The following is a 19,933-nucleotide window of genomic DNA, read 5'->3' on the forward strand; positions in this document are numbered from 1 at the left end:
TCAGGCAGGTCCGGAGAGCACAGTGGTGGCATCAGAATGACAGCATCTAAGGAGAACAACATCATGTCCATTGCACACAATGGGCCGCGGTGGCTCGGTGTGACAGCGGCAGCTTTGCTGCTGGCCACCGCCGTCCCCGCCCCGGCTCAAGCGAAACTGGACCCGGGGGGACCGCCAATCGAAATCACTCAGACATGGGTGGCCCCGCAATGCCCGCTACAGCGGATCGAGCGGCAACTGGTCCACTGCGACAGCCTCACCGGAGCCGGGGTGCTGGCCCCGCTCTGGGTGCCGGGGCAGTAGCCCCGCCAAACCCAGGCACGACGGCGGCCTGCCACGGCCGCCGTCGTGCCTGGGCGTTAACCTCTGTGCGCGGGAAGACGGGGCCGTGATGACCGTGCCCGAGACGGAACATTTTTGCTTTTCCACCCGCCACCCCATAATGGGCATATGAGATTAGGCGTGCTCGACATTGGCTCCAACACCGTTCACCTGCTCCTTGTTGACGCACGACCGGGGGCTAAACCCGTCCCGTATGCCTCGCACAAACGGCCGCTGAGCCTGGTGGCGCATCTTGATGAGCAAGGCAACATCACCGATGAGGGCCAAAGCGAGCTCATTGAGTTCATCTTGGAGGCATGGGAGTTTGCCGCCAAACACAAGGCCAAGGACCTTTTGGCCTTCTGCACCTCAGCCATCCGCGAGTCCACCAACGGTGCGGCAGTGCTGGATAGGGTGCAGCATGAGACAACTGTCCGCCTGACTGAGCTCACGGGTGAAGAAGAGTCGGCCATGACGTTCTTTGCCGTGCGCCGTTGGCACGGCTGGGATGCCGGGACCATCCTGAACTTGGATATTGGTGGGGGCTCCTTTGAAATCTCACAAGGCGAGAATGAACTCCCTGACCAGGCCCATTCAGTACCCTTGGGAGCAGGGCGGCTGACCCGGGAATGGCTCGCCGAGGATCCGCCCACGGCCAAGAGCATCAAACTATTGCGCAAACACATCAAAGCCACGCTCCGGGAGCCGGTCGCAGCCACAAAACTGCTCGGCCCGCCCAACATCGTCACCGGCTCTTCCAAGACGTTCCGGGCGCTAGCACGCATCACGGGGGCCGCGCCGTCGTCCATGGGACCCTATGTGCGCCGCGAACTGCACATGAGTGATCTGGGGCTGTGGTCCCAGCGGTTGTCGGCCATGTCCTCGGCGGACAGGCTGCACCTGCCAGGAGTTTCCGCGCCACGGGCCCAGCAAGTGCTGGCGGGGGCGCTGGTGGCGCAGACGGCCATGGAGATGTTTGGTGTGACAACCATGCAGATCAGCCCGTGGGCCCTGCGTGAAGGACTGATCCTGCGGCGTTTGGACCAGCTGGTTTTTGACGGCCCGCTGGACCCGCCAGCCCACGTTGCCAAGCTGATGAACTCGAAAAACTAAGTAGGCGGATATGACTCAAACACCGAAAGACTCGCCTGCGGAGCACAACCAGGCGGCAGCTAACAGCGCCCCGCGGGCCCACATTCCCGTGGCACTTTCCACCGCCTCGGTGTACCCGCTTTCCGTGCATGACGGCTTTGCCGTGGCCGCTGATCTGGGCTACGACGGCGTGGAAGTCCTTGTCACGCACAATGGTGACAGCCAGGATTCCGCCGCCCTGACCAGGCTGGCCGAACGCTACGACCAGCCCATCCTGGCCATCCACGCACCCACGCTTCTGCTCACCCAGCAGGTGTGGGGCAGTGCCTGGAACAAGATCCAGCGATCGGCCCAGATGGCTGTTGACGTTGGTGCTGAGGTGGTGGTGGTGCACCCGCCGTTCCGCTGGCAGAACGACTACGCCGAAACTTTTGCCCACGGTGTGCGGGACATTGCTGACTCGTTTGGGATTCGCATTGCCGTGGAGAACATGTACCCGTGGCGTGTGCGCGGACGTGAGGCCCTGGCCTACCTGCCGCACTGGGACCCTGTTCCGTTGGACTACCGCGACGTCACCTGGGACTTTTCCCACGCCGCCACGGCCGGGGCGTCAAGCTTGGATGCCGTCAGGGCGTTGGGGGAGCGGCTGCGGCATATTCACCTAACGGACGGCATTTCGCCCTCCACCAAGGACCAGCACATGATCCCCGGACACGGCACGCAGGAGTGCGTTGAGGTGCTCCAACATATTGCCCACAACGGGTTCGACGGCGCTGTTGTCGCTGAAATCTCCACGCGCAAGGCCAAGGGGGCCGGGCAGCGTGAGGAATGGTTGGCTGAAACCTTGGAATTTGCCCGGGTGCACCTGGGGCAGACGGCGCCGTAACGGCGGACAAGTTACGCTAAAAAGTTGCGTTAAAGCGAAATCGCCGGAGGAAGCTCAGCCAGTGGATGGGGGGATTCACTGGCGAGATCTCCGGCGATTTGACTGGTCTTCAGGACAAGACCAGTCCGATCATCACTCGCACCCTTATGAGGTAATTAAGAGATTACGGGGCGTGCTTGAGAATAGCCGGGGCGCCAGCTGTGCGTTTGCCATTAAGCGGTCCATTTTGGGGGTGCAATTTGGGCTGCAAGAAGCTGCGCGGTTGCATGCCGTGCGGTGGCCAACAAAGATGGGGACATGATGAAAAAGATTGTGTTTCTTGGTTGCGGCTCCATGGGTGAGGCGATTCTGGCTGGCATGTTGGCCGCTGGAGTGTCCCCGCTCTCCGTTGTGGTGACTGTGCGTCGCCCGGAGCGGGCGCACGAGCTGGCCACCCGGCACGGTGTCACAGCCCTGGCCTCCAACGAGGAATCAGAGGCCAACATGGAGGCCGTGGCAGGGGCCAGCGTGGTCATCCTGGGGGTCAAGCCCGTCGGGATCATGGATTTGTGCCGTGAAATTGCCGACGCCCTGGAATCAAACGCGGTGGTTATCAGTGTGGCAGCGGCTGTTTCCCTGGCACAGCTCGAAGGTGCTTTGCGCCCGGGTCAGCCGGTGGTGCGCTCCATGCCCAACACGCCCTTGAAGGTGGGCCGAGGAGTGGTTGCCCTGTCTGCGGGAACGTCCGCAGATGAGCACCATCTGGCAGCAGCTCACGAAATTTTCGACGGATCGGGCGTGGTGCTCGATATTCCAGAAGAACAGCAGAACGCGGTCTCGGCCATCAGCGGCTCCGGCCCGGCCTATGCTTTTTATCTGGCTGAAGCCATGGCGGCAGCAGCCGAGGACTTCGGCATCTCACCGCAGATAGCACTGATCTTGGCCCGGGAAACCGTGGCCGGCGCCGGCATCATGTTGACCGAACCCGGCGCGAATCCCACGGAGCTGCGCCGTGCAGTCACCAGCCCCAACGGCACCACGGAGCAGGCCATTGCCAGTTTCGACCGGGACGATCTGCCCGGAATCGTCCGGACGGGCGCCCGTGCAGCCGCAGCCCGTGCAGCAGCCATCACGGAAGAACTCTCCGCCAAATAAAGCTATCGGGCAAGAGGCTAGGGGCGAGGACGTCGAAACGGTCTTTCGCTGCTGATATATCAACAGCGAAAGACCGTTTCGGCGTCCCCAGCCTGCCAGAGGGTCAGTGGTGAGACTCGAGGGCCAGCAGCAGTGCCTTTGCCTCCACCCCGCCCAGATAGGCGCCCTGGCTGCCATCGGAGCGGATCACCCTGTGGCACGGCACCACCAACGGCAGCGGATTGCGGGCGCACGCAGTTCCCACGGCCCGGACGGCCCGGGGGCTGGACGTCAACGCCGCCACTTGTGCGTAACTGGCCGTGTGACCATACCCGATCTCCGGCAAGTGGGCCAGCACCTCACGGCGGAAGCCACTGGCCAGCCTGAAGTCCAAGGGCAGCTCAAAGCTGTGGCGGCGGCCGGCAAAGTACTCGTCCATTTCCCGTGCGGCCAGATCCAACCGTGCCGGTGCCCGCACAATGCGGGGACTGATGGTGGCGGCCAGGGATTCCAGCACAGAATCGTGGCCTTCGCGGGCAAACGCCACCCGCACCAGACCCAGCTCGGTTCCGGCCAGCAGCAACGGACCCACGGGGGAATCAAGCACCCTGTACGCAACATCCACCAGTCCGCCCGATTCAGCAGCCAACAGGAAAGCGCCACGCAGCCGCTCCAGCGCGCCAGCCTCGAGGTCCGCCACGGCTGCGAGCTCAAGGGGCAGTTCAACGTCAGTGTTCACCAGAAGTCCTTTCACTCACTGTGCGGCTTTGCGCCAAAATCACACGCAGCGCCTTCATGCCGTCGGAGGCAGCTCGTCGCGCGGCCTCCGGCGAATTCCCCAACAGGTGGGCCACCTCCCGATACGGCAGCCCTGCCAGATGATGAAACACCACTGCCTCACGCTGGGTGTGTGACAGTTTCGCCAACGCCGCCCACACGGTTGCCGCTTCCAGATTGGCTGCAACAACATGTGCGACGGCGTCCCCGCCACCGTGCCCGGCGGCACCAAGGCGCGCATCACCGGCAAAGATTCCGTCGGAGGAGTCAGACACCCCGGAACCACTCGCCGGGACCGGGAGCCGGAATGACTTCCGGTGATGGTCCACAGCTTTGTTGCGGGCTATCGTCACCAGCCAGGCCTGCCAGTTGGTGATCTTTGAAGCCGTGGGATAAACCCGCAAGGCGGCCAAGAAGGTCTCCTGCCAAACGTCGTCGGCATCGCTGACACCCACCAGAGCCCGGCAGACCCGCAGTACGGTTGCGCCATGAGTGGACACCAGTACCTCAAACGGCGGCAAAGTGGCGTCCCTTTCGGGTTTGCTCAAAGCCGGCTCGGTCAAAACAACGCCTCGGTGCCTGTCCACGCCGGGTTCTCCAACTCCAACAGGAATTGCTTGCGGTCCAAGCCACCCGCATAGCCCACCAAGGCGCCGTCGGCCCCCACCACCCGGTGGCAGGGGACGATGATGCTGATGGGGTTGCGGCCATTGGCCGAGCCCACGGCTTGGGCCATGGACTCGTCGCCCAGCGTGGCTGCCAGTTCGCCGTAGCTGCGCACTTCCCCGAACGGGATTGCACGCAGGGCCGCCCAGACCCGGTGTTGAAAGGGGCTGCCCAGCGGTGCCAGCCGCACGGAAAACTGGTGCCGGGAACCGGCAAAATACTCCGCCAGTTCGGCAGCCGCCTGCCCCAAAACAGCCGAATCTGCAGCGGCAACCCGCCCGCCCATAGTCTCCTGGGCGGGCCGTCGCTTGTGCTCGGCCATGTACACAGCCTGCAGTCCGGCGTCGTTCGCCACAGCTGTCAGCAGGCCCAACGGTGAGTCGAAAATCAAATGTTCAAGCATCAGTCTTACCTCCCTATCCTGTAGACGATCGGCAGGGCTAAAACGTGAGTTTAGGGCCGTGCGGCGAAGCGTTCCAGCAGGTCAACGTACCCGGAAACAATGAGCATGTCGCGGCTGGAAACGCGCGTGTGCGGTTGGGCGTAGGTGAAGTCCTCGCCCGGCGACTTCACGCCAACCACCGTGACGCCGTATTTGGAACGCACCTTGGATTCCTCGAGGGTGAAGCCCTGGGTCTCCTTGGGCGGGTACATTTTCACTATCGCGAAGTCGTCGTCGAACTCGATGAAGTCCAGCATGCGCCCGCCCACCAGGTGCGCGGCACGGACGCCGGCGTCGGCTTCCGGGTAGATGACGTGGTTGGCGCCAATGCGGGTCAGGATCTTGCCGTGCGACTGCGTGATGGCCTTGACCCACAGGTGCGCAATGCCCAAGTCCACCAAGTTCACTGTGATGAGCACGCTGGATTCGATGGAGGTTCCCACGCCCACGACGGCGGAGCTGAAGTCCTGTGCCCCTAGCTGGCGCAGCGCGTCAATGTTGGTGGCGTCGGCCTCGACCACGTGGGTGAGGACGCCGGCCCACTTTTGCACCAGCGCCGGGTCACGTTCAATGGCCAGCACTTCGCGGCCCTGCTTGACCAGCTGGTGTGCCGTGGCGGCACCAAAACGGCCCAAACCCACCACCAAAACGGGTGCGTTGTGCGGCGGGCGGTTGTTGGAGTCTGTTTTCTCAGCCAATGATGGGCCTCTCTTCCGGGTAGTGGTACAGCTGGCGGCGCTGGCGCAAGGCCAGGGCTGCGGCGAGGGTGATGGAGCCAACACGGCCAAAGAACATCATGGCACTGAGTACGTACTTGCCCGACGGCGGGAGCTCGGCACTGAGCCCTGTGCTCAGTCCCACGGTGGCGAAGGCGGAGATGGTTTCAAAAAGCACCCTGTCCAGGCTTTCGCCGGAGATGGCCAGCAGCAATCCGCACGCGATCATGACGAACGTTGCGCCCATCATGATGACGGAGATGGCCACGCGCATGGTGCCCTGGGGGATGGTGCGGCCGTAGATTTTGACGTCATTGTCGCCTCGGGCCTCAGCCACGATGGCCAGGAACATCACGGCCAAGGTGGTGACCTTGATGCCGCCAGCTGTTGATGCGGAGCCACCGCCCACAAACATGAGGGCGTCCGTGAGCAGCATGGTGGAGGAGTTCATGGCGTTCATGTCCACCAGGTTGAAACCCAGGGAGCGGGTCATGACGGAGGCAAACACGGAGTGCGTGATCTTGTCTCCTACGCTCATGCCGCCAATGGTGGCCGGATTGGTCCACTCCATGGCGCCCCATATCAGGCTGCCCGCAACAAGGAGCATGAGGGAGACCTGCACCGTGAGCTTGGCGTGCAGCGTCCACTTCTTAAAGCGGAACCCTGTCACCAACAGGACCATCATGACGGGGAAGCCCAGGCTGCCAACAAATCCGCCGATCATCAGCGGGGTCAGGATCCACAGGTCGGCCTCGTAGGGGACCACGCCGTCGGAATGGGGCGTGAAACCAGCGTTGTTAAACGCTGAGATGGAGTAAAAGGTGGCATGCCAAATGGCTTGGGGGAGCGATTCGCCCAGGATGAGGAAGCGGGGGGCCAGGGCCAGGGCCAGCACCACTTCCGCGGCAACCGAGGTGCTGATAACAATCCGCAGCAGGGTGCCCACCTCGCCGAGCCGGCCGGCGTTCATGGCCTCCTGCGCGATGAGCTTTCCACGGACGCCCAGGCGCTTGCTGACCATCAGGGACATCAGGGATGCCAACGTCAGGATGCCCAAGCCGCCAACAAAGATACCAATCAAGATCACGAGCTGGCCAAAGAATGACCAGTGCAATGCAGTGGAAACCGTTGTCAGGCCTGTCACGCAGACGGCGGAAACAGCCGTGAACAGGGCGTCGTGGAAGGCTGTGGCCTGACCGCTACGGGATGCGACGGGCAGGCACAAGGTCAGGGTGAAGGCCATGATGACCAAGGCAAAAACAATCAAGGCCAAACGGGCGGGGGAGCTGTTGGCGACGTGGTCTACGAAATCCCGGACACTGACCACGACTCTCAACGGCCATTTCGGGAGCCCTTGTTGAAGTGTTGAATTTGCTGCCAACGCGTTGCTGCCCTTCCTGCCGTAGATGTTGCCGAGCCGTGGATACTGCAATTGCTGCCATACTTCGATAGCCTGTGGTGGATGTCATCCTTCGCCAGTGCAGGACCAGCGGCCGTCCCGACAAGCATAGTCTGCGATGCGGCCATGTCGGCGTACAATTTTGGCCCCCATCATCCGATGTCCCCGGCCCGTCTTGACCTCACAGCATCACTGGCTCGTGAGCTGGGGATTTTTGAACTGCCGCAGGTGGATGTGGTGGAGTCCTATGTGGCGGGCGATGACCAGCTCGCCACAGTTCATGACCGCGACTACATAGCCGCGGTCCGCCGGGTGGGGGATGACCCCACCCTGAGTGATCCCGACCGTGGTCTGGGCACAGAAGATGACCCCGTCTTTGTCGGGATCCACGAAGCCAGCGCCCGATTGGCCGGGGGATCCTTGCTGGCCGCAAGCGCACTTATCAGCGGCGCCGTCCCGCGCGCCGTGAATTTTGGTGGCGGCATGCATCACGCCTTCGCCGGCAAAGCCAGCGGGTTCTGTATATACAACGACACCGCCTTGGCCATTGTTAAGCTGCTGGAATCAGGGGTTTCCAAAGTTGCCTACATTGACATAGACGCCCACCACGGCGACGGCACTGAGCGCATCTTCTGGGACGACCCCCGGGTGTTGACCATTTCACTGCACGAATCCGGAGTGACGCTCTTTCCAGGCACGGGGTTCGCCAACGACCTGGGCGGGCCACTGGCAGAAGGCACCGCAGTGAACGTTGCCCTCCCAGCCGGCACCTCGGATGCCGGTTGGCTCAGGGCCTTTCACGCCGTCGTGCCTCAATTGGTGGAAGCCTTTGCGCCGGAGGTCATTGTCAGCCAGCACGGCTGCGACTCGCACCGGGAAGACTCGCTGACCCATCTGAACACGAGCGTTGACGGGCAGCGTGAGGCGGCTCTGAGCATTGCGGCGTTGGCGGACAAGATGTGTGGCGGGCGGTGGATTGCCACCGGCGGCGGCGGCTACAACATTGTGGGTGTGGTGCCGCGGGTGTGGAGCCACCTGATGGCCATTGTGGCGGGCAAACCAGTTCCGCTGCGAACTCCCGTGCCTGAGACGTGGCGCAGTCATGTTGCGCAGAAATACGGCAAGGTAGCTCCGTTATTCATGGGGGAGGATGCCGATACGTGGTGGCGGTCCTGGGAAGTTGGTTACAACCCCTCGGACGCGTTGGACAGGACAGTGATGGCCACCCGGAAAGCGGTTTTCCCCATGTACGGGCTCGATCCGTGGTTTGACTGATCCCCAACTCCTCCCCAAACCTCAGCCGCTGGCGCGTCCGAAGTTCGTGGCCCTCGGGCGTGTGGGCCCAGCCCAACAAGGGCGCCCGGAGAGTCAAAAAATACTGTAGCCGGCATATGTCGCTAGAGTAGTGGGATGGTTGTTGAAAAAGTCTTTGCGGTGATTGCCGAAAGTACCCGCCGGGACATTTTGGAAGCCCTGGCTCAGGAGAGCAAGGCCGTGGGTCAGCTGGTGGATGAACTGGGGGTCTCGCAGCCAACAGTGTCCAAGCATTTGCGCGTATTGCGCGAAGCAGGCGTTGTCACCATGCGCGCGCAGGGCCAGAAGCGGTTCTACGGGATCAACACGGAACCCCTTGCGCTGGTTGCCGGGTGGCTGGAATCCCTCGGCGCCACAGCGCCCGGACTTTCCGGTACAGCCGTGGCCCCACTCCATACGCGGGCCCCTCTTGCCGGTGCAGGGCACGTTGCAGCCCCGGCTGCGCCTCAGCCGGTTCCTGCCACAGCAGTGCCTGTTGCTGCGCCTGCGGCAGCGAAAGAAGTGCAGCCCGCGGAAAAGCTGGTTCCCGCGGCAGCCAATGGTGCCCGAGTCCCCACCAGCGCAGCGCAAGTTGCCGGTGCGCCCGCACCTCATGCCAGCAATGCCGCCACCAGTACCGCCGTCAGTACTACCCCTGCTGCCCATGCCGCAGCCAACGGGGCGGCCGGAGTCCGGGCAACAGGGACAATTCCCTCCAGCCAGGCGGCGGTGATTGTGCAATCGAATGAAAACGATGGTGGTGTTCCCGGGCAGATTAGCCGTAGCGTGGGCCGTGCAGCCAATAAGGCGGCAGATTTGCTGGCCAACCTTCCGGCATTGCCTACTTTTAGGCGCCGCAAAGACTAGGTAAACGGACCGCAACTCCGCCTGATCCCGCGTTTTATGCATGAACATGCATGACGTTTCGAAGAATGGGAAAAATTAGTCTTACGGCCGTGGTGACTGGAAGATTGCCAGTGAGCATATTTATGCGCTTTTTTCGCGCCTCACCCTTTTCAGGAGACTCATGGATACCAGGCTAGAAGCCATCCGGGAGCAAGTTTTAGCTCGCAACCCCGGCGAAAAAGAATTCCACCAGGCTGTTCTTGAAGTGTTTGAAAGCCTCGGTCCGGTTTTGGATAAGCATCCAGAATTCGTTGACGCTGCCGTTCTGCAGCGCTTGTGTGAGCCCGAGCGCCAGATTATTTTCCGTGTGCCGTGGATGGATGATTCGGGACGCGTGCAGATCAACCGCGGTTTCCGTGTTGAGTTCAACTCGGCACTTGGCCCGTACAAGGGCGGCCTGCGTTTCCACCCGTCGGTGTACTTGGGCATTGTGAAGTTCCTCGGCTTCGAGCAGATCTTCAAGAACGCCCTGACCGGCATGCCCATCGGCGGCGGCAAGGGTGGGTCCGACTTTGACCCACGCGGCAAGTCCGACGCCGAAGTGATGCGCTTCTGCCAGAGTTTCATGCTCGAGCTGTACCGCCACATTGGTGAGTACACCGATGTCCCCGCAGGTGACATTGGTGTGGGTGGCCGCGAAATCGGTTACCTGTTCGGCCAGTACAAGCGCATCACCAATCGCTACGAGTCGGGCGTTTTGACCGGCAAGGGTGTTGGTTGGGGCGGTTCGCTGGTGCGTCCGGAAGCTACCGGTTTCGGTACGGTTCTGTTCGCCAACGAGATGCTCAAGACCCGCGGCACCACCTTCGATGGCCAGCGCGTGGTGGTTTCCGGTTCCGGAAACGTTGCCACCTTCGCCATCGCCAAGGCGCAGCAGCTCGGCGCAAACGTTGTGGCCTGCTCGGATTCCTCCGGCTACATTGTGGATGAGAACGGCATTGACGTTGCCCTCCTGCGCCAGATCAAGGAAAAAGAGCGCGGCCGCCTGAAGGAGTACGCGGTTCGCCGTGGAGCTTCCGTCAGCTACGTTGAGGGCGGTTCCGTCTGGGACGTCAACGCCACCGTTGCCCTGCCTTGTGCAACGCAGAACGAACTCAACACCGAAGCAGCCACCAAGCTGGTCAAGAACGGCCTGATCGCCGTAGCTGAAGGCGCCAACATGCCTTCCACCAGTGGTGCTGTTGCCGTCTTCCAGGAGTCCGGCACCTTGTTCGGCCCCGGCAAGGCAGCCAACGCCGGCGGTGTAGCCACCTCAGCGCTGGAAATGCAGCAGAACGCCAGCCGCGACGCATGGACGTTCGAGCACACCGAGGCCCGCCTCACCCAGATCATGGTGGGCATCCACGATCGCTGCGCCGAAACAGCTGACACCTATGGCTCCCCGGGCAACTACGTGGTTGGTGCCAACATTGCCGGCTTCGTCAAGGTTGCCGACGCCATGCTGGCCCAGGGTTTGATCTAAGCTCCTCCGCCTCAACTGACCCGCAGAAATCGCCGAAAAACCGCGCAAAATGCCATTTTTTCGGCGATTTCTGCGGGTTAGTTGCATCAGCTGGTGGGCGGCTTCGCCGCGCCAGGGGTACCTGTAAATTCTGCCGTGGCTTATGCGCAGCCGTGGAAACCAGTGTGGCGCATATACCCCATTCTGGGCACGCCTGCTTTGGCTATGCGTCGCGCCAGGAGCCAGTGCGGCGCAGCTGTGACACTGGCGCCATGCCCGGTTCCAGTAGCGCGCATGCCCTAAGTGGCCCCGGTTCTCAGGCTGGCGCATAAGCTGCCAACACCGCACAGCTGGCCACCAGCAGACTCTTTGAAGAGCTGTGGGCAGCTCGGAAACGAGGTCATCCTCATCCTTGCCGCCTAACTCACCCAATTGACGTCTCAGATTTGTTTGTGGCTGCAGTTGTCAGTGCGCACGCACATGAAAGGATTTTACAAATCCTTGACAGTCCGTTTGTTAGCGCTCACACTTGATGTTGCGCACGCGCCCGCCATCCCGAGCGGGCCACTCTTTGCGAACCCCAGGAGCGAACGTCCATGTCCCGTGCCCAGATGAGAATTGACAGCAACTTCACCATCGCCGAGCCGCTCCACGTGGGCGCCGGAACGAGCACGGCCACGGAGACGCCGTCGCCCATCCCTGGCTACTTTGCCGATCCCACCATTGCAGTAGTTGACGGGCGATACTTGGTGTTCGCCACCACCGACGGTTCCCCGGACTGGGGTTCAACAGCCTTCCGCGCATTTACCTCGCACGACCTGCTCACGTGGGAAGACCACGGCGTGGCCTTTGACGTGCGGGACTCGGCATGGGCTGCCGGGCACGCGTGGGCGCCGGCCTATGCGCACGCGAACGGATTGCACTACCTGTACTTCACCGCCGACCGCGGCTCCATAGGCGTGGCCGTGGCCGAGGCGGCTGCGGGCCCCTATGTGGACACCGGTCGGCCACTGGTTGCGGAGGGCGACTTTGCCGGGGTCGCAATAGATCCGGCGATCTTCACCGACGACGACGGGGCAAGCTACCTTTATTGGGGAAATTCGGTGGCCCACGGGGTCCGGCTGGGTGCGGACATGGTTTCCTTTGACCCGGCCCAAGTGGTCTCTTGGGTGCCCCGGGATTTCCGGGAAGCCGCGTGGGTGCATCGGCGCGGTGACAGCTATTATCTGTCCTGGTCGGTCGATGACACCCGCAGCGAGGACTATCAGGTCCACTACGCCACGGGCTCCGGACCTCTTGGTCCGTGGCGGTACCGCGGGGTTCTGCTGTGCAAGGACGCTGACCGTGGCATTCTGGCCACGGGACACCATGCCATTGCGCGCGTGGCCGGGACTGACGACTGGGTGGTGGCGTACCATCGCTTCGCCATACCCGGCGGCAACGGCTACCATCGCGAGCTCCGTTTTGACAGGCTGCACCATAGGCCGGATGGCCTTCTGGAGCAGGTGGTTCCCACGGCCGAGCCGCTGTGCCTGCCGGTGCCGGCCGTGGCGCACGGAGCGCCGGAATGACGTCGGGCGGAGGGTTCTTGCTGTCCTACTTTCTGAGCGAAGAGGTGTCCGACGGCGAACAAGTCCGGTTTGCGCTCAGCGATGGCCCGGAGCCGCTCGCATGGACGCCGCTCAATGCCGGCTTGCCCGTTCTGCCATCCGCCGTGGGGGAAGGTGGCACCCGCGATCCCTTCCTGGTCCGCTATGAACGAGGAAACCGCTTTGTCTTGCTGGCCACCGACCTGAAGATTGGCACGGGGCAGGACTGGGACCGGGCCACCCGCCATGGCAGTGATTCGATCATCGTCTGGGAATCGGCTGATCTGGTGACATGGCAGGGCCCCTTCCGACGCTGTGTGTCCACCCCCGATGCCGGCAATACGTGGGCGCCGAAGGCTTTCTGGTCTCACGAACGCAAGGCCTGGCTGGTTTTTTGGGCTTCGGCCCTGTTCGCCCCCGGTAGTGGCCGCGAAGCCGGCAGCCACCAACGCATGATGGTTGCCGAAACCACGGATTTTCGCACTTTTGGGGACCCTGAGGTCTACCTTGATCTGGGTCATGACGTCATTGACGCCACCTTCCTCGTGGAGCAGGGGCGCCACTACAGGTTCTCGGCCAACGCCATGGGCCCGGAAGGGTCGGCAACGGCGGGCCGGCACATTTTTGGGGAAGTCGGGACTTCTCTGGACGACCCCGCCTTCACCCCGCTGTCAGTGGACATTGGCAAGGGCGTGATGGTCCAGGCGGAAGGCCCGGCCGTGGCTGCCGATCCGGCCGGCGGCCGCTGGTATTTGCTGGCCGATGAATTTGGTCTGCGCGGATACCAGCTGTTCGCCACGAGTGACCTTGCTGGTGGCGTCTGGGAGCACCTGCCGGACGCTGCCCTGCCGCCGGGTGCCAGGCATGGATCCCTCCTGGCCGTCAGTGCGCAGGAAATGGCGCGGTTGCGGTCCGCGCAATGGTAGTACCGCCCACACCTGTAGCCAGTGAGCGCTAACAAGTGAGGGACAAATATTTCGGGGACGTTTCGGAATGCGCTTGCCAAGTCACCCGCAGCGAGATATTGTATCGTTTCATAAGCTGTTATTTTGGTCACGTTCACAGGTGACACCAAGGATTTGAAAAGCACCAACAGCGGCGGCCACAGTGGCCCCGAGCAAGTCTACGAGCGAGGGAGCTCCCATGATCAGCAGAAGGAAACTCATCACCAGTATTGCCACGGGTGTGGCTGCCACCGCATTGCTGTCCGCATGCGGCAAATCCGGCGACACTGCCGGCGGCGGCACTGCCGAAAACCCCACATTGGTGAACTACACCTGGTGGGGCAACGATGACCGCGCAGCGCGCACCAACAAGGCCATTGCACTGTTCAACGAGAAAAACCCCACGATCAAGGTTGTGGGCACGTTTACCGACTGGGCCGGCTATTGGCAGAAGCGCGCCACGGAAGCCGCCGGGGGTGGCTTGCCGGACGTCATGCAGTGGGACTTGTCCTACCTGCGGGACTACGCTCAGCGCAACCAGCTGCTGGACTTGGGCCAGGCCGGCATCGACATGTCCGGCTTCGACGCGAAGCTGCTGCCCTCCGGCAAGGTCAATGACAAACAGGTTGCCCTGCCCACCGGCACCAACGCCTTCGCCGTCTACTACGACCCGGCCAAGTTGCAGGAAATCGGCGTTGCCGAACCAACCGGCGAGTGGAGCTACGCCGAGTACCAGCAGTTCCTGCTCGATGCCGGTACCAAGAGTGCCGGCAAGTACTATGGTTCCACCGACTTCACCGGCATCTGGTGGCAGTTCAACATCTGGCTGCGCCAGAACAAGATCGAAAGCTTCACCTCTGAGGGCAAGCTCGGCTTCACCAAAGCAGACCTGACCAAGTGGTGGAACCTGAACAAGGAACTGCGCGGAACCCCCGCCATTATTCCCTCCGACAAAATCACCCAGTTGCTGCCCAAGTCCCCCTTCGGCGCCAACAAGACCGTCTCCGAGCCCACCTGGGACAACTTCATGGGCGGTTACCTTGCTGACTCCGGGGCGAAGGAACTGAAGATGGTGGCTGTCCCCTCGGACGATCCCAACAACCTTGGACTGTTCCTGAAGCCCGCCATGCTCATGGTGGCCAGTGCAAAGACCAAGAACAAGGAAGCTGCGGGCAAGTTCATCGACTTCATGCTCAACTCTCCCGAGGTTGGCGCGATCTTCAAGACCACCCGCGGCGTCCCGGCGTCGAAGATCCAGCGCGAAGCCACCACGTTCGACGGCGTCGACGCCCAGGTTGTGGCCTACGAAGAGTCCATTGCCAAGTACCTCAGCGACGCACCGGAACCCCCCATTGTTGGCTTTGGCACGCTGGAGACCGAATTCCTGCGCATCCAGGAAGAGCTCAATTACGGCAAGGTTACCGTGGACCAGGCTGTTGACCAGTGGTTCACGTCCGCTGAAGACGTCATCCAGCAAAACGCGTAGCAGACGAGAGTATTGCATTGGCACAAACACCAGCCCCGACCCGGCGGGCGCAGTTCGGCCCTTCGCTGCGAAATGAAAAATCCAAGCAGCGGAGGGCCGAGGCTCTCACCGGATACACCTTTTTGCTCCCCTGGCTGTTGGGGTTCATTGCCCTGACTGCAGGGCCCATGATTTCTTCGCTGTACCTTTCCTTCACCAACTACAACTTGTTTGAAGCGCCCAAGTGGATCGGGTTCGACAATTACACGAACCTGTTCGCCGACGAACGCTTCCTCCAGTCCGTCAAGGTGACCCTGACCTACGTGGTCTTTGGTACGCCGACGAAGTTGGCTGCGGCATTGGCCATTGCCATGCTGCTCAACAGCAAGCGCCGGGGCCAGGGCTTCTACCGCTCAGCGTTCTATGTGCCTTCGCTTATTGGTGCCAGCGTTTCCATCGCGATTGTGTGGAAGGCAATGTTTGGCGATGCCGGCCCCGTGGACCAGTTCCTGAGCTTCTTCGGGATCGGTCTGGGCGGTTGGGTGGGAAACCCCAATATGACCATGCCCATGATGATCTTGTTGACTGTCTGGCAGTTTGGTGCCCCCATGATCATCTTCCTGGCCGGGCTCAAGCAGGTCCCCGCGGAACTTTACGAGGCGGCCGAGATGGATGGGGCCGGCTGGCTGAAGAAGTTCACCAGCATCACCTTGCCCATGCTTTCACCGGTGATCTTCTTCAACTTGCTCATGGAGACCATCCACGCCTTCCAGATTTTCGCCTCCGCCTTCATCATTTCCAACGGTTCGGGCGGGCCCGCAGGTTCCACCATGTTCTACACCCTGTACCTGTACCTGCGAGGTTTTGGCGACTTCCGCATGGGCTACGCCTCGGCCATGGCCTGGCTGCTGCTCATCGCCATCGGCATCATCACCCTCATCTTCTTCAAGACCTCCAACAACTGGGTCCACTACAGTGGGGATGAAAAATGACCACCACAGCAATCAAGCCCGACACTGCCGCCAGCGGCACCTCCGGGGTAGCGGGAAACCGCCACCCCCAAGGCCGAACCATTCTGGGGAAGAGCCTCAAAGCACTCGTCTTCCACGGAGTTTCCCTGGTATTGATAGCCGTGGTCCTCTACCCGGCCGTCTGGATGGTGGCATCGTCCTTCAAACCCAGCAGCGAAATCGTCGGCAACGCCGCCATCTGGTCAAGCAATTTCAGCTTTGACAACTTCGTGAAGGCCATGGACGGCATTGGCGGGGTCAGCACGCTGCAGTTCTTCGGTAACTCGCTGATCCTGGCTGTTGGCTCGGTGGTGGGCGTTGTGTTTTCATCCACGGTGACTGCCTATGCCTTCACACGCATCAATTTTCCGGGGCGGAAACTGTTCTTCACCCTCATGATCGTGACACTGCTGCTGCCGTTCCACGTGGTCATCATCCCGCAGTACATTATTTTCCAGCAGCTGGGCCTGGTGGACACGTTCATCCCGCTGCTGTTGGGCAAGTTCCTGGGAGCCGAGGCGTTCTTCGTCTTCCTCATGGTTCAGTTCATGCGAAACCTGCCGCGGGAACTTGATGAGGCGGCACGTATTGACGGGGCAGGGCACGTGCGGATTTTCCGCAGCATCATGCTCCCGCTCATGAAGCCCTCCATCATCACCGCCTCCATCTTTTCGTTCATCTGGAGCTGGAACGATTTCCTTGGCCCGCTGCTCTACTTGAACAGCCCCGAGAAGTACCCGCTGCCGTTGGCTCTGCGCCTGTTCGTGGACCAAACGCAAAGTTCGGACTACGGCGCCATGATCGCCATGTCAGTTCTGGCCTTGCTGCCGGTGCTGCTGTTCTTCCTGATCTTCCAGCGCCACATTGTTGAAGGTGTCTCCACCCAGGGACTGAAGGGCTAGCCATGTCTGCCACCCGCCGGACCACGCGCCAGGAACGCAATGCCAGGCTTGCCGCAACGGCAGCACCAAAAGTCAACAAGTTTGCCTTGTTGAGCGAGACGCTGCTGTTGGGCGTGTGCCTGTTCGTGCTGGGCCTGCCCCTCGTGACCGTCCCGGCAGCGTACGCTGCCGGGGCGGCCCACATGGAACGCCATGTTTCGGGCCGCCCCGACACCATCGCCTCGCTCTGGACCGACTTCAAGGCAGCATTGCCAGGCAGCTGGAAGTTCGGCCTTCTGGCGCTGGGCGCTGCCCTGGTGGCCGGCGTCAATCTTCTGCTGGCTGGGTCCCAGCAATTGCCCGGTGGCAGGGCCGTCCTGTTCGCCACCGTGGTTCTGGCCGGGGGGCTTGCCGTGTTGCTCCTGCGGACGGCGGGCCTTTGGCAGGAGGAACGGGCACGTAGTGCCGCGGAGCCAGGTTCGACGGCGGACCCCGCCAGTTCAGCGTGGGCGGCTTCTTGGGCACAGGCCAAGCGTGAAGCCGCTGGTGACTGGATCGGCACGCTCTTGTTGCTCGTAGCCATGGCCATGTGCCTGACGTTCGTGTGGATGTTGCCGCCGCTGGTCTTCATTGTGCCCGGCGCCCTGACGCTGGCGGTTGTGTCGGTGCGGTTCCGCCAGCGGAGCGTGCACGGCTAAACGCAGCACCGCAAAGCGGCACCGCCATACAACAACTAAAAGTACGGCAACACACAAGGCGGCCGCCGGGTCCCAGGAAATCCTGGGACCCGGAGGCCGCCTTTTTGGGTCTGTCATGGTTTGAGACTGCAGCTGATGTGGGTGCCGGACGGGCGCACCCGCATCAGCTGCAGTCTCAATTATGGAAAGCGTTAGCTTTCGGCGATCACGGCCACGGCGCCGGCTGCCACAACCCCGGCAAACGGTGTCCCGCTGATGAGCTCAAGACCGGCCGCGGCAACAGCTGCGTCCTCCCGGCCGTGATTGATGGCGAAGAGGTAGCCGGCTCCGTCCGCTGCCCGACGGCGGGTCAGCTCAACGCCGGGAGCAACCGCCACGGGGGCGCTCACGCCGGACTCCGCCAGCAGCGACCCGAGGATCCCATCCAGAGCATCCTCCTCCGGGAACGTGGCCAGGTACCAGGCGGCACCGGCGCCGGTGGTGTTCCGGGTCAGTGCGGGGACGCCCTCCAACGGGTATTCGGTGAAGCTGGCCAGGGCCTGCGCCCCCGCCAAATGCACATGTTCGCTCCAGATCCGCCCTGACCAGCCGGTGCCCCCGGCGCCCGCCGGGGCAACGGCGGCCAGGGCTCCTTCGGGCAACGGATGGAACTCCTCGGTGGAAATACCCAGGAGTTCGCGGAAGGCGCCTGGGTACCCGCCCAGCCGGACGGCGTCGTTCTCGTCAACAATGCCGCTGAAGTAGCTGATCAACACTGTTGCCCCGCGGTGGGCGGCGGCGGCAATGTTGGCGGCATCGGCGTCGTTCACCGAATACAGCGTGCACGCGAGGATCAGATCGTAACCGTCCAGATTCGCTGATGGGTGGAGGAAGTCAGCGGTGATGCCGCGACGGAACAGGGCCCGGTGGAAGGCGCGCAGCAGGTCTAGGTACTTCACGTCGGTGCTGGGATGGGAGTCTAGTTCGCTGGCCCACCACGCCTCGTAGTCAAAGATGATGGCCGTGCGGGATTCGACCAGTGAGCCCTGGATGGCATTCAGGGCCTGCAGGGCGGCGCCCAGCTCCAGCACCTCGTTCCAGACTCTGGTGTTGGTCCCGGCATGCGGCAGCATGGCCGAGTGGAACTTCTCCGAGCCGGCCTTGCTTTGGCGCCACTGGAAGAACATGACAGCGTCCGCGCCGCGTGCCACATGCGCCAGCGAGTTGCGCTGCATTTCGCCGGGCAGCTTGGGCAGGTTGCGTGGCTGCCAGTTCACGGCGGAGGTGGAATGCTCCATCAGCATCCACGGCTTTCCGCCGGCAATGCCCCGTGTCAGGTCGGCGCTGAAGGCCAACTCAATGTGGCGTTCGGTGTCGGCGGCCACCAGGTAGTGGTCGTTGGCGATGACGTCCACATGGGCGGCCCAGTCAAAGTAGTCAAGGGTTTTGGTGGCGCTGGAGGCCATGAAGTTGGTGGTCGCGGGAATGTGCGGGGTCACCTCGCGAATGACCTCAAGCAGCATGTCGTAGTAGTCGATGAAGGCCCAGGAATTAAAGCGGGCAAAGTCCAGCTGCTGTGTGGGGTTCAGTGTTGTGGGGGCAGTGCCGGGGGTGCGGATTTCCTCGAAGCTGCCGTAGCGCTGGGACCAAAAAGCGGTGCCCCAGGCCTCGTTCAGCTCCGCAATGGTGCCGTAGCGCCGTTCCAGCCAGCCGCGGAAGGCCGCAGTGTCCTCGGGGCCGTGGAAGTCGCCCACGTGGCAGCCCAGTTCGTTGTCAACATGCCACAACACCAGCGCCGGGTGGTCCTTATAACGTTCCGCCAGCACCCGGGTGATTTGCGCGGCATACTGCCGGTAGACGGACGACGACGGCGAGTAGTGACGCCGCGACCCCGATCCCAGCGTAGTCCCGTCGGCTGAGACCGGCAGGATTTCCGGGTGCTTGCGGACCAGCCAGGGCGGCGGTGCCGCCGTGGCCGTGGCGAGGGCAACCTTGATGCCGACTGCGCCGAGGTTATCCATGACCTCGTCGAGCCAGTCGAAGTCATACTGCCCTTCGGCCGGTTCCAGCCAGGCCCAGGAGAATATCCCGACGCTCAGGGCCGTTACGCCTGCTTGGCGCATGAGGTCCACATCCTGGAGCCGAATCTCCCGGGGCCACTGTTCCGGGTTGTAGTCCCCACCGTAGGACAGCCCGGGAAGGGCCTCCCACAACGTGGCCGCCCGCAGCTCGGCGGCGCCAACGGGTTCTTGGGCCGCGGCACTCTTCGGCGGCGGACTGGACTGCTGGGGGTTCGGGGACGACATGGAGCTCCT

19 protein-coding genes are annotated in these 19,933 nt (G+C 62.4%); 13 read left to right on the forward strand and 6 right to left on the reverse strand.

Going from position 1 to position 19,933, the window contains the following annotated elements; translation table 11 throughout:
• The first annotated feature begins 63 nt into the window (after window positions 1–63).
• The 4 genes from CVS27_RS00915 to proC all read left to right on the forward strand — a co-directional run bounded on the left by CVS27_RS00915 (window position 64) and on the right by proC (window position 3,433).
• A complete protein-coding gene (locus CVS27_RS00915) occupies window positions 64–303 on the forward strand; it encodes a hypothetical protein (protein ID WP_103463863.1) in 240 nt (79 codons plus the stop codon).
• A gap of 147 nt (window positions 304–450) precedes the next feature.
• Entirely contained in the window at window positions 451–1,434 is a 984-nt protein-coding gene (locus CVS27_RS00920; protein WP_103463864.1) for a Ppx/GppA family phosphatase, read from the forward strand.
• Between the two features lie 10 nt (window positions 1,435–1,444).
• Complete coding sequence (locus CVS27_RS00925) at window positions 1,445–2,299, forward strand: sugar phosphate isomerase/epimerase family protein (RefSeq protein WP_103463865.1); 855 nt, start codon at window positions 1,445–1,447, stop codon at window positions 2,297–2,299.
• Between the two features lie 297 nt (window positions 2,300–2,596).
• Window positions 2,597–3,433: a pyrroline-5-carboxylate reductase gene (proC, locus tag CVS27_RS00930; protein WP_103463866.1), complete on the forward strand. Its 837-nt coding sequence runs from the start codon at window positions 2,597–2,599 to the stop codon at window positions 3,431–3,433.
• Window positions 3,434–3,536: 103 nt separating this feature from the next.
• Here the strand turns inward: proC and CVS27_RS00935 are convergent, their stop codons facing one another.
• From CVS27_RS00935 to CVS27_RS00955, 5 genes are read right to left on the reverse strand one after another with little or no spacing between them, the layout of a single operon-like run.
• Window positions 3,537–4,151: a methylated-DNA--[protein]-cysteine S-methyltransferase gene (locus CVS27_RS00935; protein WP_103463867.1), complete on the reverse strand. Its 615-nt coding sequence runs from the start codon at window positions 4,149–4,151 to the stop codon at window positions 3,537–3,539.
• Window positions 4,141–4,776, reverse strand: a complete 636-nt coding sequence (locus tag CVS27_RS00940) for an RNA polymerase sigma factor (RefSeq protein ID WP_243399612.1) — start codon at window positions 4,774–4,776, stop codon at window positions 4,141–4,143. The genes CVS27_RS00935 and CVS27_RS00940 overlap by 11 nt, the downstream gene beginning before the upstream one ends.
• Window positions 4,749–5,258 carry a methylated-DNA--[protein]-cysteine S-methyltransferase gene (locus tag CVS27_RS00945; RefSeq protein WP_103463868.1) on the reverse strand — a complete coding sequence of 170 codons (510 nt, stop codon included), beginning with the start codon at window positions 5,256–5,258 and terminating at the stop codon, window positions 4,749–4,751. Before CVS27_RS00945 ends, CVS27_RS00940 begins: the two co-directional genes overlap by 28 nt.
• A 50-nt stretch (window positions 5,259–5,308) precedes the next feature.
• Entirely contained in the window at window positions 5,309–5,995 is a 687-nt protein-coding gene (locus CVS27_RS00950) for a potassium channel family protein (RefSeq protein ID WP_103463869.1), read from the reverse strand.
• Window positions 5,988–7,349 carry a TrkH family potassium uptake protein gene (locus CVS27_RS00955; RefSeq protein WP_243399641.1) on the reverse strand — a complete coding sequence of 454 codons (1,362 nt, stop codon included), beginning with the start codon at window positions 7,347–7,349 and terminating at the stop codon, window positions 5,988–5,990. Before CVS27_RS00955 ends, CVS27_RS00950 begins: the two co-directional genes overlap by 8 nt.
• A 126-nt stretch (window positions 7,350–7,475) precedes the next feature.
• Here CVS27_RS00955 and CVS27_RS00960 point away from each other — a divergent pair, with 126 nt between their 5' ends.
• The 9 genes from CVS27_RS00960 to CVS27_RS01000 all read left to right on the forward strand — a co-directional run bounded on the left by CVS27_RS00960 (window position 7,476) and on the right by CVS27_RS01000 (window position 17,639).
• On the forward strand, window positions 7,476–8,687 hold the full coding sequence (locus tag CVS27_RS00960; RefSeq protein ID WP_370739446.1) for an acetoin utilization protein AcuC: 1,212 nt from the start codon (window positions 7,476–7,478) through the stop codon (window positions 8,685–8,687).
• Window positions 8,688–8,822: 135 nt separating this feature from the next.
• A complete protein-coding gene (locus CVS27_RS00965) occupies window positions 8,823–9,572 on the forward strand; it encodes an ArsR/SmtB family transcription factor (RefSeq protein WP_103463871.1) in 750 nt (249 codons plus the stop codon).
• Between the two features lie 160 nt (window positions 9,573–9,732).
• Window positions 9,733–11,073, forward strand: a complete 1,341-nt coding sequence (gene gdhA / locus CVS27_RS00970) for an NADP-specific glutamate dehydrogenase (RefSeq protein ID WP_103463872.1) — start codon at window positions 9,733–9,735, stop codon at window positions 11,071–11,073.
• A 575-nt stretch (window positions 11,074–11,648) separates the two neighbouring features.
• Entirely contained in the window at window positions 11,649–12,623 is a 975-nt protein-coding gene (locus CVS27_RS00975) for a family 43 glycosylhydrolase (protein WP_243400002.1), read from the forward strand.
• Complete coding sequence (locus CVS27_RS00980) at window positions 12,620–13,567, forward strand: glycoside hydrolase family 43 protein (RefSeq protein WP_103463873.1); 948 nt, start codon at window positions 12,620–12,622, stop codon at window positions 13,565–13,567. Before CVS27_RS00975 ends, CVS27_RS00980 begins: the two co-directional genes overlap by 4 nt.
• 217 nt (window positions 13,568–13,784) lie before the next feature.
• Entirely contained in the window at window positions 13,785–15,071 is a 1,287-nt protein-coding gene (locus tag CVS27_RS00985; protein WP_103463874.1) for an ABC transporter substrate-binding protein, read from the forward strand.
• A gap of 65 nt (window positions 15,072–15,136) precedes the next feature.
• Window positions 15,137–16,042, forward strand: a complete 906-nt coding sequence (locus CVS27_RS00990) for a carbohydrate ABC transporter permease (protein WP_370739456.1) — start codon at window positions 15,137–15,139, stop codon at window positions 16,040–16,042.
• Window positions 16,039–16,962: a carbohydrate ABC transporter permease gene (locus CVS27_RS00995; RefSeq protein WP_103463876.1), complete on the forward strand. Its 924-nt coding sequence runs from the start codon at window positions 16,039–16,041 to the stop codon at window positions 16,960–16,962. The genes CVS27_RS00990 and CVS27_RS00995 overlap by 4 nt, the downstream gene beginning before the upstream one ends.
• Before the next feature lie 2 nt (window positions 16,963–16,964).
• Window positions 16,965–17,639, forward strand: coding sequence for a Poxvirus protein I5 (locus tag CVS27_RS01000; protein WP_243400003.1), 675 nt, complete (start codon window positions 16,965–16,967; stop codon window positions 17,637–17,639).
• Between the two features lie 191 nt (window positions 17,640–17,830).
• Here CVS27_RS01000 and CVS27_RS01005 read toward each other — a convergent pair whose 3' ends face one another.
• Window positions 17,831–19,924: a beta-galactosidase gene (locus CVS27_RS01005; protein ID WP_103463877.1), complete on the reverse strand. Its 2,094-nt coding sequence runs from the start codon at window positions 19,922–19,924 to the stop codon at window positions 17,831–17,833.
• Between the last annotated feature and the right edge of the window lie 9 nt (window positions 19,925–19,933).

The sequence above is a fragment of the Arthrobacter glacialis genome (genome assembly GCF_002909445.1).
Taxonomy (GTDB): domain Bacteria; phylum Actinomycetota; class Actinomycetes; order Actinomycetales; family Micrococcaceae; genus Specibacter; species Specibacter glacialis.

Excerpts from the sequence above, each read along its gene's own strand:
- CVS27_RS00915 (WP_103463863.1), top strand. The coding sequence starts at position 64 with ATGTCCATTGCACACAATGGGCCGCGGTGGCTCGGTGTGACAGCGGCA.
- CVS27_RS00920 (WP_103463864.1), top strand. The coding sequence starts at position 451 with ATGAGATTAGGCGTGCTCGACATTGGCTCCAACACCGTTCACCTGCTC.
- CVS27_RS00925 (WP_103463865.1), top strand. The coding sequence starts at position 1,445 with ATGACTCAAACACCGAAAGACTCGCCTGCGGAGCACAACCAGGCGGCA.
- proC (WP_103463866.1), top strand. The coding sequence starts at position 2,597 with ATGATGAAAAAGATTGTGTTTCTTGGTTGCGGCTCCATGGGTGAGGCG.
- CVS27_RS00945 (WP_103463868.1), bottom strand. The coding sequence starts at position 5,258 with ATGCTTGAACATTTGATTTTCGACTCACCGTTGGGCCTGCTGACAGCT.
- CVS27_RS00960 (WP_370739446.1), top strand. The coding sequence starts at position 7,476 with ATGTCATCCTTCGCCAGTGCAGGACCAGCGGCCGTCCCGACAAGCATA.
- CVS27_RS00965 (WP_103463871.1), top strand. The coding sequence starts at position 8,823 with ATGGTTGTTGAAAAAGTCTTTGCGGTGATTGCCGAAAGTACCCGCCGG.
- gdhA (WP_103463872.1), top strand. The coding sequence starts at position 9,733 with ATGGATACCAGGCTAGAAGCCATCCGGGAGCAAGTTTTAGCTCGCAAC.
- CVS27_RS00975 (WP_243400002.1), top strand. The coding sequence starts at position 11,649 with ATGTCCCGTGCCCAGATGAGAATTGACAGCAACTTCACCATCGCCGAG.
- CVS27_RS00980 (WP_103463873.1), top strand. The coding sequence starts at position 12,620 with ATGACGTCGGGCGGAGGGTTCTTGCTGTCCTACTTTCTGAGCGAAGAG.
- CVS27_RS00985 (WP_103463874.1), top strand. The coding sequence starts at position 13,785 with ATGATCAGCAGAAGGAAACTCATCACCAGTATTGCCACGGGTGTGGCT.
- CVS27_RS00995 (WP_103463876.1), top strand. The coding sequence starts at position 16,039 with ATGACCACCACAGCAATCAAGCCCGACACTGCCGCCAGCGGCACCTCC.
- CVS27_RS01000 (WP_243400003.1), top strand. The coding sequence starts at position 16,965 with ATGTCTGCCACCCGCCGGACCACGCGCCAGGAACGCAATGCCAGGCTT.
- CVS27_RS01005 (WP_103463877.1), bottom strand. The coding sequence starts at position 19,924 with ATGTCGTCCCCGAACCCCCAGCAGTCCAGTCCGCCGCCGAAGAGTGCC.